This window comes from Pseudomonas granadensis (genome assembly GCF_900105485.1).
Classification (GTDB): Bacteria; Pseudomonadota; Gammaproteobacteria; order Pseudomonadales; family Pseudomonadaceae; genus Aquipseudomonas; species Aquipseudomonas granadensis.
This window is the reverse complement of the sequence record NZ_LT629778.1, coordinates 3544227-3559149: the sequence shown is the minus strand read 5'-3', so window position 1 is coordinate 3559149 and position 14923 is coordinate 3544227. Positions and strand designations below refer to the sequence as shown.

13 protein-coding genes are annotated in these 14923 nt (G+C 61.6%); 8 read left to right on the top strand and 5 right to left on the bottom strand.

What is annotated here, in order from left to right:
• The 3 genes from BLU52_RS15665 (at position 1) to BLU52_RS15655 (ending at position 3054) form a co-directional block, all read left to right on the top strand.
• Positions 1–729 carry an alpha/beta hydrolase gene (locus BLU52_RS15665; protein ID WP_090284636.1) on the top strand — a complete coding sequence of 243 codons (729 nt, stop codon included), beginning with the start codon at positions 1–3 and terminating at the stop codon, positions 727–729.
• On the top strand, positions 726–1250 hold the full coding sequence (locus BLU52_RS15660) for a hypothetical protein (protein WP_090284634.1): 525 nt from the start codon (positions 726–728) through the stop codon (positions 1248–1250). The genes BLU52_RS15665 and BLU52_RS15660 overlap by 4 nt, the downstream gene beginning before the upstream one ends.
• A gap of 235 nt (positions 1251–1485) precedes the next feature.
• Entirely contained in the window at positions 1486–3054 is a 1569-nt protein-coding gene (locus BLU52_RS15655) for a sensor domain-containing diguanylate cyclase (protein ID WP_090284632.1), read from the top strand.
• Positions 3055–3194: 140 nt separating this feature from the next.
• Here the strand turns inward: BLU52_RS15655 and BLU52_RS15650 are convergent, their stop codons facing one another.
• The 4 genes from BLU52_RS15650 to BLU52_RS15635 form a co-directional block, all read right to left on the bottom strand.
• Positions 3195–3548 carry a hypothetical protein gene (locus tag BLU52_RS15650; RefSeq protein WP_090284631.1) on the bottom strand — a complete coding sequence of 118 codons (354 nt, stop codon included), beginning with the start codon at positions 3546–3548 and terminating at the stop codon, positions 3195–3197.
• A gap of 79 nt (positions 3549–3627) precedes the next feature.
• Entirely contained in the window at positions 3628–6048 is a 2421-nt protein-coding gene (locus BLU52_RS15645) for a TonB-dependent receptor (RefSeq protein ID WP_090284629.1), read from the bottom strand.
• Positions 6049–6149: 101 nt separating this feature from the next.
• On the bottom strand, positions 6150–7109 hold the full coding sequence (locus tag BLU52_RS15640; protein ID WP_090284627.1) for a FecR domain-containing protein: 960 nt from the start codon (positions 7107–7109) through the stop codon (positions 6150–6152).
• Entirely contained in the window at positions 7109–7615 is a 507-nt protein-coding gene (locus BLU52_RS15635; protein ID WP_090284625.1) for a sigma-70 family RNA polymerase sigma factor, read from the bottom strand. The genes BLU52_RS15640 and BLU52_RS15635 overlap by 1 nt, the downstream gene beginning before the upstream one ends.
• Before the next feature lie 206 nt (positions 7616–7821).
• Between BLU52_RS15635 and BLU52_RS15630 the strand changes: the two genes are divergently transcribed.
• From BLU52_RS15630 to BLU52_RS15615, 4 genes are all read left to right on the top strand, one after another.
• Complete coding sequence (locus BLU52_RS15630; RefSeq protein ID WP_090284624.1) at positions 7822–8262, top strand: carboxymuconolactone decarboxylase family protein; 441 nt, start codon at positions 7822–7824, stop codon at positions 8260–8262.
• 148 nt (positions 8263–8410) lie between these two features.
• On the top strand, positions 8411–8902 hold the full coding sequence (locus BLU52_RS15625; protein ID WP_090284622.1) for a sigma-70 family RNA polymerase sigma factor: 492 nt from the start codon (positions 8411–8413) through the stop codon (positions 8900–8902).
• A gap of 40 nt (positions 8903–8942) precedes the next feature.
• A complete protein-coding gene (locus BLU52_RS15620) occupies positions 8943–9926 on the top strand; it encodes a FecR family protein (RefSeq protein WP_090284620.1) in 984 nt (327 codons plus the stop codon).
• Between the two features lie 98 nt (positions 9927–10024).
• Complete coding sequence (locus BLU52_RS15615) at positions 10025–12451, top strand: TonB-dependent siderophore receptor (RefSeq protein WP_090284618.1); 2427 nt, start codon at positions 10025–10027, stop codon at positions 12449–12451.
• Between the two features lie 83 nt (positions 12452–12534).
• Here BLU52_RS15615 and BLU52_RS15610 read toward each other — a convergent pair whose 3' ends face one another.
• The gene (locus tag BLU52_RS15610; RefSeq protein WP_090284616.1) at positions 12535–13686 is read right to left on the bottom strand and encodes an MFS transporter; all 1152 of its coding nucleotides are present in this window, start codon (positions 13684–13686) and stop codon (positions 12535–12537) included.
• A 231-nt stretch (positions 13687–13917) separates the two neighbouring features.
• Here BLU52_RS15610 and BLU52_RS15605 point away from each other — a divergent pair, with 231 nt between their 5' ends.
• The gene (locus BLU52_RS15605; RefSeq protein ID WP_090284614.1) at positions 13918–14898 is read left to right on the top strand and encodes a diaminopimelate epimerase; all 981 of its coding nucleotides are present in this window, start codon (positions 13918–13920) and stop codon (positions 14896–14898) included.
• Positions 14899–14923 lie beyond the last annotated feature (25 nt).

The following is a 14923-nucleotide window of genomic DNA, read 5'->3' as shown; positions in this document are numbered from 1 at the left end:
ATGGCGGCTGAAACGGTAACGTGCCCGAAAGGCAACAATTACAAGCTGCACAAGGAACATGCGCTGACGGACAAGAAAGATGTCAGTGTGAAGGCTGTGCCGGTGGAGAGTACCAAGGCGATTGTTCTGTTCATTGGTGGGGCAGGGGATAAGGAAAGTTATTATTTTTCGGGTCCTTATGGAAACATTCAGGAAGCACGCAAAGACTTTGATGAGCGCACCAAGCTGTTAGCCAATGACGGCAAATACAAATCAGAGTGGTTGGGTTACAACGAAGTGAAAGGTAAGCAGGATATTCAGCGCAATGTTCTGGCCTTGATCCCTTATAAAACCTGTCCTGTCTATGTCGTCGGCCATAGCCTCGGTGGCTGGAACGGTGCGCATTTGACGAACATCATGTCGGGCTGGGGTTATAGGGTTCAAATGCTAGTTACCCTTGATCCCGTGGGTGAGGGGGCTTTGGTTTGGTTGGGTTCGGATATCTATCGTGAGCGCCCCGAGCCGATTGCTGGCGATTGGGTCAACGTCAAAGCTATGCCTGCCATAAGAGACTCTTCGGATGGCGTAGCTGACTTCGGCGAGAAGTGGCTTATCACCTGCGGACCCACGTTAAACGTGAATATAAATACCAATCATGCGAACGCCCTTGGACTTTTCACTGCGCGTATAGCCGGTGATAAGTCGGCAGCCGATATGCTGTTCGAATCGATCATGGAGGAGTTTTCATGATTAAAAAGGTACTGCTTTGTGCTTTTTTAACGGTTTGCTCTGGCTGCGCTAAGGACCCATTAAAACCGCCCGCCACCTTGAGCTTCGTTTCTGTCGAAAGAGAGGAATCACTGCTCTACGCTGTCAGGTATCAATCGGACATCGACGTTCTTGATCTTTTTGGACGTGGCGAACGTGTCGGGATGGTTTCAGGCATGCTGCGTTGTGCGCTAGCCGATGACCACGATTTTACAGTGGGTAACGCTATGCAATTCTCCGCTTTTGGCTTGGTGAGATCGGATGAAAATGCGCAGCAGAAGGGGACGTTTACTTATTTCACCCGCGCGTTCATGGTCGAAACTTCCAGCGACCGCAGTTCTGAAAGGAATCTCTCAATAGCAGAACTCAACCACCTCCTGTCCAACAAACAAAAAATCCCCTGCAAAGTCGTGGTCACCGCCTACGGTTACAAACCCTATTACTCCAACACCCTGTATATCCCCGTCGCCGATCTGCTCCGGGAAATCAACAGACCCCGCTGACAAAGCCGGGGAGTTCCAAGCGCGAATTCCCCACGATGTTTCCCGCCGTGAAGCGGCAAAATCCGCCTGCCCACGCCGCAAAAATAAATCGACGAAACGCGATCATCCAATCTCGGCGCACGCCGATATAACGGGCAGGAGCGCTGCGTTTGCCGGGTACATCCCGGTGGGCTACGCTCCGAGAATATAAGGGTTTTGCGCTGGCGCCCTTGTCGTATCTGCCCAGGAATTGCTTTTGCCTATCTCCCTTCACGATCCGCAACAGGCCCCCGGCGCGCTTAAGCGTCTGCCGTTACGCAAAGCAGCGGTGCTGTTTATCGTCGCGGTGAGCCTGTGCCTGTCCGGTTTGCTGTACCTGCAACTGCAGCAGTCGCAGCGTCAGGATCTGGCGGTGGCGCAGGCCGCGTCGAGCAATTTGACCCGGGCGATGGCGCAGCAGGCCGAGGACACGTTTCTGGCGGCCGATCTGGTAATGACCAGCCTGGTCGACTGGATCGAGGATGACGGTTACGGCGCTGCGCAAAAGCCGCGTTTGCAGCGCATCTTCGCCCGGCGTGCGCAGCAACTGACGCAGTTGCACGGCATTTTTCTATTCGATCGCGACGGGCAATGGGTAATCACCTCGTTTGCCGAGCTGCCGCGCGGCAACGGTGTTGCCGATCGTGAGTATTTCAAGTTTCACCAGCAGAACGTGTCGACGCTGGCGCACATCGGCCCGGCGATTCGCAGCCGCGAAAATGGCGAATGGATCATCCCGATCTCCAAGCGCATCAATGACGCTTCCGGCAATTTCGAGGGTGTGTTGCTGGCCGGCATCAAGATGTCGTACTTCGATCAGTTTTTCAAAAGCTTCAGTCTCGACGACAACGGCATCATGTTTCTGGCGCTGACTGACGGCACCTTGCTGGCGCGGCGGCCGTTCGATGAATCGCTGATTGGCACTTCGGTGGCGCGCGGGCAGATTTTCCAGGCGCTGCTGCCCAATGCCTCGGCTGGCACCGCGATGCTCGATTCTTATGTCGACGGCACCGAACGGCTCTATGGCTATCGGCAGTTGGCGTCTTATCCGCTAGTGGTATCGGCCGCCACCTCGCGGGATACGATTCTCCAGGGTTGGTACGAGCGCGCCTTTCAGTCAAGCGTGATCGTCGCGCTGGTGATCCTCGGCGTCGGCCTGTTTGGCTGGGTGTTCATCCATCAGGTGCGCAATGGCGAACGCATCGAGAAGAACCTGCGCAAGGCGCAACGGGCGCTGGAGCAGATCGCCACGCACGACAGCCTGACCGGGCTGGCCAATCGGCGCCTGTTCGAGCGCTCTTTGGAAATCGAGTTTGCCCGCGGCGCACGGCAGGTCAGTCCGGTCAGCCTGATCATGCTCGATATCGATTTTTTCAAACGTTACAACGATGCCTACGGCCACGTCGCCGGTGATCAATGCCTGACGCAAGTTGCCCAGGTGCTGAGGACGTGTTGCCAGCGCAAGTCCGATCTGGCCGTGCGTTACGGAGGGGAAGAGTTTGCCGTGTTGCTGCCGGACACCGATATCAACGGTGCGCTGGCGATTGCCGGGCAGATTCGACGCAGCGTGATCGACAAGCACATCGTTCACAGCGGCTCGCGGACCGGGTATCTGACGGTGAGTCTGGGTTGTTATGCGTTCATACCAAGCGGCAATGACAGCCCGGAAGCGTTTATCCAGCGTGCTGACGCGGCGCTGTATCAGGCGAAAAATGCCGGTCGCAATCGCGCGGCGGTGCTGTCGCTGGACAGCGGATTTGCCGAATTGATGCGCTCGGATCGCTGACTGCAACACAATCCCTGTAGGAGTGAGCCTGCTCGCGATAGCGGTGTATAAGTCGATATTTACGCCACTGACACACCGCTATCGCGAGCAGGCTCACTCCTGCAAGGGAAGGTTACCTACCTGGGATGGCTCTTGTTCGTTCAGCTGCCCGAGCCACCGCCCGCACCGCCAGTGCCGCCGCCGGCCGAACCGGTGCCACCGCCCGCGCCGGAACCCGAGCCGCTGGCGCCACCGTTGGTGCCGGTACCCGTGCCAACACCGGTGCCCATGGAGCCCGTACCTGAATTGGTCCCCGAGCCGCCAGTGGAACCACCGCCGGAACCACTGCCACCGGAAGGCGCGCCGGGGGTGTTGTCCGGTGGCATGGTCGAGCTGCTGGCGCCGCCGGTTTTGGTCCCGGTGGCGTCGGTGCCGTCATTCGCCGCGAAGCTGGCGGCCGATGCGCTGGCCAGCAAACCGGCCAGCAACAGGGAAGTGAGTTTGCGCGTGATCATGGTGCATCTCCTGAAAAGGGCATGTACCTGATATTGGTCCGACGCGCAGAACCCTGGGTGCCCACTGTCTGACGAGTGGTCAGAAATCGACAGTGGCGGCGACCTTCAGCGTGCGCGGTGTGCCCTGCGTCAGATACCCGCCGTTGGCCGATGCCCAATAGGCCTCGTTGGCGACGTTTTCCAGGTTGGCGCGCAGGGTGATCTGCCGGTCGTCCAGTTTGAAGGCGTAGCGCGTGCCGAGGTCGAAACGGTTCCACGCCGGGATGCTCTGAGTGTTGGCCGCGTTGAGGTATTGCCCGCCGGTGCGCAACATCCGTGCGCTCACCGCTGCACCTTCGAGGCCGGGAATATCCCAATCGGCGCCGAGGTTGATCTGGAAGCGCGGCACGCCGACGGCGCGGTTGCCATCGTTGACGCCATTGCTGCTGCCTTGCAGTTCGGTCTTCATCACGGTCGCGCCGCTGAGCAGGCGCAGACCGTCCAGCGGCTCGCCATATACGTTCAACTCGACGCCCTTGTTGGTCTGCTCGCCATCGACGCGGAAGATGCCGTCCTGGGTGTAGCTGGACGGTTGCTCGATGCGGTACACGCCGAGGTTGGCGCCGTAGCTGCCCATGTCCACGCGCATGCCGGCCTCGATCTGCTTGCTGCGCACCGGGGCGAACGTTTCATCGCGGTTGATCGCCGTGGTCGGCGGCGTCGGCCCTTTGGCCAGGCCTTCGATGCGGTTGGCGTAAAACGACACGTGCTCCCACGGCTTGATCACCAGGCCGTAAACCGGCGTGGTGATCGACTCTTCATAACTGGAAGTGCGCGCGCCCGTGGTGGTGTTCCAGCCATCGACCTTGAGTTCCTGGCGACGAACGCCGAGGGTCAGCAGGATACGGTCATCAACGAAACCGAGGGTGTCGGAAATCGCCTCGCTGCGCAGGGTGTTCTTGCCGACGATGCGCGGATCGTTGATGTCGCTGGCGAACGACGTGGCCGCTGGCCGTGGCTTGTCCGTGACGTTGTACAGATTGGTGGTGTAACGGCTGGCCGTGCCGATGGTCTCGAATGCGGAACGCTGCTCACCCCAGATTCCGGCCCAGCCGAGGTTGAGCTGGTGGCTGATGGGCCCGGTGCTGAAACGCCCGTTGAGACCAGCCATGGCACTCTGGTTGTCCTCGTCGTGGGGCGAATACAGCATGCCGCCGCGCGCAGTGCCGTTGAGGTCGGTGACCGTCAGCGACGAGTACACACCGTTCTCGCGGGTGTGTTTCGCTCCGCCGGAAACGTAGGCCGTCCAGTTATCGTTCAGGTCATATTCGGCGCGGGCCATGCCAAAGGTGTCTTCCAGTTGTGAGTAGCTCCAGCGCTGCGCGTAGCTGTCGTTGGCGTCCGGCACCTTGGGCGCTTTTTTCAGGCTCGAATCGACGTAGATCACCGAGCGCCCCTGATTGATCACCTGTTTCTGGTAACCCAGGTCGGTGGAGATGCGCAGACGCTCACCGCGATAATCGAGGCCGAGGCTGAACAGCGACGAGCGCTGGTCTTCTTCATCGACAGCGGTAGCACCTTCGCGCTGCATCAGGTTGACCCGGGCGCCGAAGCGGTTGTCTTCGCCGAAGCGCTGACCCAGATCCAGATGCCCGCCGACACGGCCGTCGTCGCTGTAGTCGAGAGTGACGCTGCGGGTCGGCGTGTCCATTGCGCGCTTCGGTTGCAGGTTGACCCCGCCGCCGATGCCGCTGCCGCTCGGGGTCACGCCGTTGACGAAGGCGTTCGGGCCTTTGAACAATTCGACCCGTTCCAGCGCTTCGGTCGCGATGATCTGCCGGGGCAATATGCCGTAGAGGCCGTTATAGGAAATGTCATCGGAGAGCAGCGGCAAGCCGCGAATCATGAACACCTGGGAGAAGTTGCCGAAGCCTGACGACTGGCGAACGGAGGCGTCATTGAGCAACACATCGCCGACGGTTTGCGCCTGTTGATCGGCCATGGTCTTGGCGGTGTAGCTGGTGACACTGAAGGGCAAGTCATTGACTGCCTGATTGCCAAGCATGCCGATCTGTGCGGAACGCGCGACTTGCTCACCGCCATAGGTATCGCCGCTGTCGCGCACGGCGCTGACGTTGGTGGCGCTGAGCTCGAGTGCGCCGTCAGCCGCCACCTGCGGCGCTACCGTGTAGCCGTTGCCCGCGGTGCCGATCAGCTCGAAACCGCTGCCCTCGAGCAGTCTGGCGAAACCGCCTTGTGCGCTGTATTCGCCTTGCAGACCGGGGCTTTGGCGATTACCCAGTTGCGCCGGATCGAACGACAGCGGTACGCCGACACTGACGGCGAACTGCGCCAGCACATGGCTGAGCAGGCCGGGGCCGATATTGACGCTGTGGCTGGCGCTGACGGGTTCGACGGCGTGCGCCAGCACCGGCGTCAGGGTGGCGAAGGCCAGGGCCAGGCTCAGGTTCAACGCCTTGAGCGGGAAGGTGGCGGGGCGGGGCGTGGGCAATGCTGTCATTCGGCGTTCCTGTCGGGCGCGTGGAATCAAAGAGGTCTGCTCCACTCACCGGACGAGACGCAAAAAGGTATCAGGCACAGGCAAAGATATTTTCGTCGAATTCAAACCCGTGGTTCCACTGACAACCAGTAACGGGTCAGGCTGCTGATCTTCAGTGGCAGGGTGTCGCTGAGCAGGCGCAGGCTCGCATCGGTGTCACGCAGGGAAAACGCCCCGGACACACGCAGCGCCGCAACGTCCGGATGGCAGCGCAGCACACCGCGCCGATAACGGCTCAGTTCATTGAGCAAATCGTCCAGCCGCAGGTTGTTCGCCAGCAGCATGCCCTTGTCCCAGGCCAGACTGTTGCTGTCGAACGTTTCGGCGGTGTCGAAAGCGTCGAGCTTGAAGCCCTGGCGTTCGCCGGCCTTCAGCGTGTTGCTCTGCTGCAGCCATTGCGGGGTTATTTGCACGCGGCCCTCAAGCACTGAGACCTGACTGCGCGAATCGTCGATGCGCACGCAGAACCGGCTGCCGAGGGAGAGGGCGCTGCCTTGCGGGGTTTCGACGATAAACGGGCGGGCGCTCGAATCATCCGCCGTGTTGATCAACAGTTCGCCGTTGAGCAACATCACCCGGCGCTCGATCGGACTGAAAGTGATGTCCACGGCGCTGTCGGTGTTGAGCAACAGTTGAGTGCCGTCGGCCAGTTGCAGGTTCTTCTGCTCGCCGACCGCGGTGCGCTGGTCGGCGCTCCATTGCTGCCACGGCACGTGTTGCGAAGCGATGCCGACCGGGCCGGCGAGCAGCAACAGGCCGAGGCGGGTGAGGGTCTGTCGACGGCTGAGACCCTCGCGGCGAGCGGCCCCTTTCAGCGTCTGGATAGCGACATTGGCCGGCACGCTGCGCAGATCCCCAAGCAGCGCTTCGGCGCGCTGCCAGGCCTGCGCATGCTCGGCGCTGCGCAGGCGCCATTGGGCGATCGCCTGGTGATCGGCAGGCGTGGCATTGCCGGAATGCAGCTGCACCAGCCAGTCGGCGGCTTCGCCGAGAATCTGCGGATTGATCATCGGAGAGGTCATCACGCCACACTCAGGCAGGCAATGAACGCTGCGCGCATATGGCGTTTGACAGTGATCAGCGACACGTTCAGGCGCGTGGCGATCTGCGCGTAAGTCAGCCCTTCGATCTGCGACAGCAGGAACGTGTCGCGGGTCTGCGCCGGCAGTTCGCGCAGCAGCGCTTCGATGCGCCACAGCGTCTCGACAATCAGTAGACGGGTTTCCGGCGACGGCACCTCGGCCGGTGGCAGTTGCGCGATGGTGTCCAGATAGGCGCGTTCGATGTCCTGACGTCGCCAGCGATCGATCATCAACCCTTTGGCGATGTGCGTCAGCAATGCCCGCGGCTCGCTGCCCAACGGTTTGGCGACCTGACGCGCGAGCAGGCGCAAAAAGGTGTCATGGGCCAGATCGGCCGCATCGCAGCGATTACCGAGCCTGCGCTGCAGCCAGCCCTGCAACCAACCGTGATGCTCGCTGTAGAGACTGTGAATCTGTTGGTTCAAGGGCGAGTCGATGGACGACATGGGGTGCAGATACTCGGTTCGGGCAGCCGTGGCATGAGTGCAATTAAGAATTGATCGCATTCTAGTGGCACTGCTTCAGCGCTGGCAATTGCCCGACAGCAATTTTCTGCACCAGTGGCCTACTGATCTTCGCCACTATTGGCTATTTGTCGCAGCCGCCACCGGGACTAACGTGGTCGCACATTCCCTTGCGACCCGGAGTCACCATGCAACCTCGTACCGATTTTTACACCGCTTCCCCTGACGCCCTGAAAGCGATGATGGCGCTGGAAACCGCGGTATCCAGACTGCCGCTGGAAAAGACCCTGATCGAACTGGTCAAACTGCGCGCCTCGCAAATCAATGGCTGTGCATTCTGCATCGACATGCACACCGCTGACGCGATCAAGGGCGGCGAAACCCCGCGTCGGCTGTTCGCCGTCACTGCCTGGCGGGAAGCGCCGTTCTTCAGCGACCGCGAACGCGCCGCGCTGCTCTGGACCGAATCGTTGACGCAACTGAGCCTGACTCACGCCCCGGACGCAGACTACGAAGTGGTCGCCGCGCAGTTCACGCCCAAGGAAATGGTCGATTTGACCGTGGCGATCAGCACCATCAACAGCTGGAATCGTCTGGCGGTGGGGTTTCGGAAAATGCCGCAGGCTTGAGTTTTTAACAGCTTTCTTGTCTTCCTTCGCCTGCTTGCGAGCGCAAGCGGGCGAACGGCATAGACGGCCGCTTGAGGAATTCATTGCTTCGCCTTAATACGAAGCATTACTATTCACGCCCTTTCCTCAGTGCGCCGTTCCCTACCTCATGCGTCCCCGCAGACCCGGCTTTTTCGAGCATTACGAAGAGTTGATCGGCACCTGGACTCGGCGTCTGCGCAATCGCGCGCAGGCCGAGGATCTGGCGCACGACACCTTTGTGCGCGTGCTCGAGGCCGATTCGGCGGCGGTGCAGCAGCCGCGTGCTTATCTGCACCAGACCGCGCGCAATATTGCGGTTGACGGTTATCGGCGAGAGGACCGGCGTGGCGCCCTGGAATCGCAGGCTATCGAGCACAGTGCGTCGTCGACCGGCGACCCGGAGCATTACATGCATGCGATCCAGTTGGCCGATTCCATCGAGCGGGCGCTGACCGAGCTGCCGGTCAATTGTCGGAAGATTTTTGTCTGGCAGAAGATTGAAGGCCTGACCCAGGCGGAAATCGCCGAGCGCCTGGGGCTGTCCAAGAACATGGTCGAAAAGTATATGATCCGCACCCTGCGGCATCTGCGCGATCGCCTTGATGGCCTGCAATCATGAGCGATGGCGATTTTTCCTCCCCAGCCCAACAGGACCTTCCATGACGGATACCCGTGATTGCGCGTGCGGGCCGAGCACGGCGCGCGATGATGCTGCGCGCTGGTTCGTGCGGTTGCAGGAGCCGGATGTCAGCGCTGAAGAGCAGCAGCGCTTCGACGCTTGGCTGAACGAGCATGCGCAGCATCGCGACGAATTTCAGTTGCTGCAGGGCTTGTGGTCGGCGGCCGATCTGCTCCCGGCGCCACGCCTCAAGGCTTTGGCTGAAACGCCGCCGAGCCGTCGCGCACGCCGGCCCTTGTTGCGTTACGCGGTGGCAGCCAGTCTGCTGGCGGTGGCGCTCGGCCTCGGTCTGTTCAGCGGTTTGCATCATCCGGGCGGCTACAGCGCCGAATTCGTCACGGCGTTGGGCGAGCGCAAACACGTGGCATTGCCGGACGGTTCGCTGATCGATCTGAACAGCCGCAGCCGCTTGCAGGTGCGCTATGAACAGGATCGTCGCTTGATTGAGCTGTTCGAAGGCGAGGCGATGTTCAGCGTCGAGCACGATGCTTCGCGGCCGTTTGTGGTGGCAACCGACAGCGGCAAGGTCACGGTGACCGGCACGCGTTTCGATGTGCGCCGCGACCCTGCGCAAACCCGTGTGGCGGTGGAACAGGGCACGGTCAAGGTGCAGGGGCGGGATGCGCCGAGTGATCAATTCATCAGCCTGACGGCGGGCCTCGGCACGCACGTCGATGCCCACGGCAAAGTCGCGTCAGCGTACGCAGTCAACCCGGCGCAACTGACCGCGTGGCGCAACGGCAAACTGGTGTTCGACAACGCCAGCCTCAGCGAAGTGGCGGCCGAAGTATCGCGTTATCGCCAGCATCCGTTGACGGTGAGCGACCCCTCCGTTGCGAATCTGCGCCTGACCAGTGTGTTCAACGCCGACAACACCGATGCCTTGCTCAAAGCCTTGCCGAGCATTCTGCCGGTGGCCGTGCGCAGCCTGGCCGATGGTCGGCAGGAAATAATCGCAAAATAAAATTCAGGTTTTTTCCGAGTTCAGCGTCTTCCTGTTCAACTGCAACTGGTTTGCATTAACAGCCGCACACTCTTGCGATCCACAGGACTCTGTACGACGTGAAAAACACCACAGCCCATAACAAAAAATTCCCTTGGTTACCGCTGGCCCTGGCGCTGGCGGTCAGCGCTGCCATGCCGCAGGCGTTCGCCGCCGAAGCCATCCATATTCGGGCGCAGCCGCTGGGCCAGGCACTGAGCGAGCTGGGCCAGCAAACCTCGCTGCAGGTGTTTTTCAGCCCGGATCTGGTGGCCGGCAAACAGGCGCCGGCGGTCGATGGTGATATTTCCCCCGAGCAGGCGCTGCGTCAGTTGCTGCAGGGCAGCGGTCTGGATTATCAGATCAACGAAGGCTCGGTGACGCTGTCGTCGGCCGCCACTTCCGCGGCGAGCAATGGCCCGTTGGAACTCGGCGTGACCGATATCAAAGTGGTCGGCGACTGGCTCGGCGACGCCAACGCCGCCGTGGTGCAGAACCACCCCGGCGCGCGCACGGTGATCCGCCGTGAAGCCATGGTCGAGCAGGGCGCAATGACCGTTGGCGATGTGCTCAAGCGCGTACCGGGCGTACAGGTGCAGGACGCCAACGGCACCGGCGGCAGCGATATTTCCCTCAACGTCGGCGTGCGTGGTCTCACGTCGCGCCTGTCGCCGCGCTCCACTGTGCTGATCGATGGCGTGCCGGCGGCGTTTGCACCGTACGGTCAGCCGCAACTGTCGATGGCGCCGATTTCCTCGGGCAACCTCGACAGCATCGACGTGGTGCGCGGCGCCGGTTCGGTGCGTTACGGGCCACAGAACGTCGGCGGGGTGATCAACTTCGTCACCCGCGCGATCCCGGAGAAAACCACCGGTGAAATCGGCACCACTCTGGAAACGTCGCAGCACGGCGGCTGGAAACACATCGACACGGCGTTTTTGGGCGGCACCGCCGACAACGGCCTCGGCATGGCCTTGCTGTATTCCGGGGTCAACGGCCACGGCTACCGCGAGCGCAACAACGGCAACGACATCGATGACGTGATTCTCAAGACTCACTGGGCGCCGACCGAGCAGGACGATTTCAGCCTCAACTTTCACTATTACGACGCCAGCGCCGACATGCCCGGCGGTCTGACCCAGAAGCAGTACGACGATCAGCCGTTCCAGTCCGACCGCGATTACGACAGCTTCAGCGGCCGACGCAAGGACGTGTCGTTCAAGTGGATTCGGCAGATCGACGAGCGCACCCAGGCCGAAGTGCTGACCTACTATTCCGACAGTTACCGTGGCAGCACGATTGCCGCGCGCGACCAGAAAACCCTCAGCTCTTACCCGCGCACCTATTACACCTTCGGTATCGAGCCGCGGGTTTCGCATGTGTTCGATGTCGGCCCGACCACCCAGGAAGTCAGCGTCGGTTATCGCTACCTCAAAGAAGGCATGCATGAAGAAGCCAGTCGTCTGGCACTGGTGAACAATCAACCGGTGGTCACCCGCACCTCTGACGGTCACGTCTATCAGGACCGTACCGGTGGCACCGAGGCCAATGCGTTTTACGTCGACAACAAGATCGATGTCGGCAACTGGACGATCACCCCGGGCATCCGTTTCGAACACATCAGCACCGAATGGCACGACCGCCCGGTGCTCGACACCTCTAACCGGCCAGTGCAGGAAAAGCGCCGCAGCATCGACAGCAACGAACCGCTGCCGGCACTGAGCGTGATGTATCACCTGTCCGATGCGTGGAAGCTGTTTGCCAACTACGAAACCTCGTTCGGCGCCTTGCAGTATTTCCAGCTCGGCCAGGGTGGCACGGGTGACCAGACCGCCAGCGGCCTGAACCCGGAAAAAGCCAAGACCTACGAGATCGGCACGCGTTACAACGACGACGTGTGGGGCGGCGAGGTGACGCTGTTCTACATCGACTTCGACGACGAGTTGCAATACATCAGCAATGACGTCGGCTGGACCAACCTCGGCGCGACCAAGCATCAGGGCATCGAAGCCTCGGTGCATTACGACATGGCCGCTCTGGATCCGCGCCTCGACGGCCTGACCGCCAATGCCGGCGTGACGTACACCCGTGCGGTATACGAGGGCGAGATTCCCGGCTTCAAGGGTCGTGACCTGCCGTTCTATTCACGCCAGGTGGCGACGGTCGGTTTGCGTTACGACATTGATCGCTGGACGTACAACCTCGACGGCTTCGCCCAATCGCAACAACGCTCGCCGGGCACCGGCGTCAACGCTGACGGCAGTTTCAACGGCAACTACATCACCGAGGGCACCGCCGACGGGCAGTACGGCGACATTCCCGGCTACGTCACCTGGAACGTGCGCGGCGGCTACGATTTCGGCGCGCAACTGTCGAACCTCAAGCTCGGCGCCGGGGTGAAGAACATTTTCGACAAGCAATACTTCACCCGCTCCAGCGACAACAATTCGGGAATGTATGTTGGCGCACCGAGGACATTCTTTGTGCAGGCCAGCGTGGGGTTCTGACCGACCGCGTCGGTTTCTTCGCGAGCAGGCTCGCCCACAGGTACACCGAGATTCTGTGGGAGCGAGCCTGCTCGCGAAGCTTTTCAGACCTTCAGTACTTTCCCACCAATCGCCACCGCCACCAGCAGCACCGCCATCAGGCCAAAGGCAAAACTCAAGCTGCTGGCGTGGGCGACAAAACCGATCACCGCCGGTCCGGCGAGAATTCCGGCATAGCCCAGCGTGGTAATCGCCGGTACCGCGATGCTTTCCGGCATCACCGTCTGCTTGCCTACCGCGGTGTACAGCACCGGCACGATGTTCGAGCAGCCGGCACCGACCAGCGCATAACCCACCAGTGCGGCTTGCCAGCTCGGCGCGAAGGTCGCCAGAAACAGACCGGCCGCGGCCGTCAGCCCGCCGAACAGAATGATCCGCGTGGCGCCCAAGCGGCGGACGATGCGATCACCCAGCAAGCGGCCCGCGGTCATGGTCAGGGCGAATGCCGCGTAACCCAATCCGGCGTACGCGGTGTCGATCCCGCGTTCCTGTGCCAGGAACACCGCGCTCCAGTCCAGCGCTGCGCCTTCGGTGAGAAAGACAATGAAGCACATGCCACCGATAAACAGCACGATGCCATGGGGAATGGCGAATGCCGGACCCGAACTTTCGCTGCCGTAGGGCAGCATGTGCGGCACGCATTTGCACAGCGCCGCGATCAACAGCGCGACCACCACCAGCATCGCCGCCAGTGGCGACAGGCCGAGGCCGAGCAGGGCGCTGACGCCGGCCGCGCCGACAATCCCGCCCAGACTGAACAAGCCGTGAAAGCCCGACATCATGTTCTTGCCGCTGGCGCGCTCGACGATCACCGCTTGCAGGTTCACCGTCGAATCCACCGTGCCCAACCCCGCACCGAACATGAAAAGGGTGGCGATCAGCGCCGGTATCGACGACACCGTCGCCAGCAACGGTAATGCCGCGCAGATCAACAACGTGCCGCCGGTGGCCACGCGCCGGCAGCCGAAGCGCGTCGCCAGAATACCCGCCAGTGGCATCGCCAGAATCGAGCCAACGCCCAGGCACAACAGCAACAGGCCCAGCGTGCCCTCATCGAGACCGGCGCGGGCTTTGGCATAAGGCACCAGCGGTGCCCACGCCGCGATGCCGAGCCCGGCGATGAAAAAAGCCACGCGCGTGGACATCTGTTGCAGGCGTCCGGGGACGAAGGTGTCTTGGGGGTTGAGGCTGGTCATATCGATCCTTGGTAAAAACATCGCGTCCCCGAAGGACAGTGATTCAGCGACGAGGTTCGATCGCTACGCGGGGGCGTGCAGCCGACATCGTAACCTGTAGGCCTTCGCCTGCTCGCGATAGCGGTGTGTCAGGTAAAAATATCTCGACTGACACACCGCTATCGCGAGCAGGCGAAGGCCTACAGGGGATTGCGGTTACAGTGGGATTTTCGGCAGCGCAGAGAGGTGGGGATGACTCGGTTTTATGACGCACGAGGCAATATCTATGGTGTGGTTTCACCCGAAGCCTTGCGCGATGCCGGAATCGCCTTGCCCGCCAGCGCCATCGAATGCGCCGCCTCGTGTCAGGCATGGAGCGACGTGGCGATCTCTTATTGCTGCGACTGGCCCGCAGGCCAGCGCCCGGCCAACAGCAAGGCTCACCGCAGCGACGGCTTGCTGATCGGCCCGTTCCAGGCGGCGCCGCCGTTCGATGTGCTGATCGTCAACACCGACGGCACCCTCGCCGAACGCAGTGGCAACGGGCTGACGATCTTCTCCCAGGCGCTCGCCGGGCAAGGCTTGATGCCGCAAGCAGGCGCGCTGTTGTGCGTGCATCACGACAAGGGCGACGCCGTGGAAACCTCGGTGAAGCCGGCCACGGTGGACGATGTTCAGGGCTTCTGGCTCGATCTGGGTAAGCCCGGTTTCGGCGCGGATGCCGTCGGTGCGCAGCAGGTCGAAGAGGTGCCATTCAATGGGCGAGTGGTCAGCCGCATACCGTCGCTGGCAGAGCTCGATCCAGCCTGGACGCACAGCCAGTTCGTGCGCATCGGCAATCCGCATTGCGTGACGTTGCTTGGCGATGTCGGCGCATTACCGAGCAATGAGCAAATGAGTGAGTCTGCATTGAACGAAGGCCTGGCCCGCATCGCCTATGCCATGCCAACCGGCGCCGGAGATCCCTGCCCGGCGGGCGTGAATCTGCAATGGGCGGCGCTGGAGTCAGCACAGAAAATCCGCGCCCGGGTGTTCGAGCGGGGCGAAGGGCCGACCGCCTCATCCGGCACTAGCGCCAGTGCGGTGGCATCGGCGGCGTGGCGGGTGGGTTGGGTCGCGGCGGGGCAAGTGCAGGTGGTAATGCCCGGCGGCACGGCGCCGGTTTTGCTGGAGGTTGAAGATAGAGAATTGGTGCGGGTCAGACTGTTCGGGACGGCGCGGTTGATCGGCTGAATTCGAGGCCGCCATCGCTGGCAAG

Excerpts from the sequence above, each read along its gene's own strand:
- BLU52_RS15650 (WP_090284631.1), bottom strand. The coding sequence starts at position 3,548 with ATGATCACGCGCAAACTCACTTCCCTGTTGCTGGCCGGTTTGCTGGCC.
- BLU52_RS15645 (WP_090284629.1), bottom strand. The coding sequence starts at position 6,048 with ATGACAGCATTGCCCACGCCCCGCCCCGCCACCTTCCCGCTCAAGGCG.
- BLU52_RS15635 (WP_090284625.1), bottom strand. The coding sequence starts at position 7,615 with ATGTCGTCCATCGACTCGCCCTTGAACCAACAGATTCACAGTCTCTAC.
- BLU52_RS15625 (WP_090284622.1), top strand. The coding sequence starts at position 8,411 with ATGCGTCCCCGCAGACCCGGCTTTTTCGAGCATTACGAAGAGTTGATC.
- BLU52_RS15640 (WP_090284627.1), bottom strand. The coding sequence starts at position 7,109 with ATGACCTCTCCGATGATCAATCCGCAGATTCTCGGCGAAGCCGCCGAC.
- BLU52_RS15605 (WP_090284614.1), top strand. The coding sequence starts at position 13,918 with ATGACTCGGTTTTATGACGCACGAGGCAATATCTATGGTGTGGTTTCA.
- BLU52_RS15630 (WP_090284624.1), top strand. The coding sequence starts at position 7,822 with ATGCAACCTCGTACCGATTTTTACACCGCTTCCCCTGACGCCCTGAAA.
- BLU52_RS15660 (WP_090284634.1), top strand. The coding sequence starts at position 726 with ATGATTAAAAAGGTACTGCTTTGTGCTTTTTTAACGGTTTGCTCTGGC.
- BLU52_RS15665 (WP_090284636.1), top strand. The coding sequence starts at position 1 with ATGGCGGCTGAAACGGTAACGTGCCCGAAAGGCAACAATTACAAGCTG.
- BLU52_RS15620 (WP_090284620.1), top strand. The coding sequence starts at position 8,943 with ATGACGGATACCCGTGATTGCGCGTGCGGGCCGAGCACGGCGCGCGAT.
- BLU52_RS15610 (WP_090284616.1), bottom strand. The coding sequence starts at position 13,686 with ATGACCAGCCTCAACCCCCAAGACACCTTCGTCCCCGGACGCCTGCAA.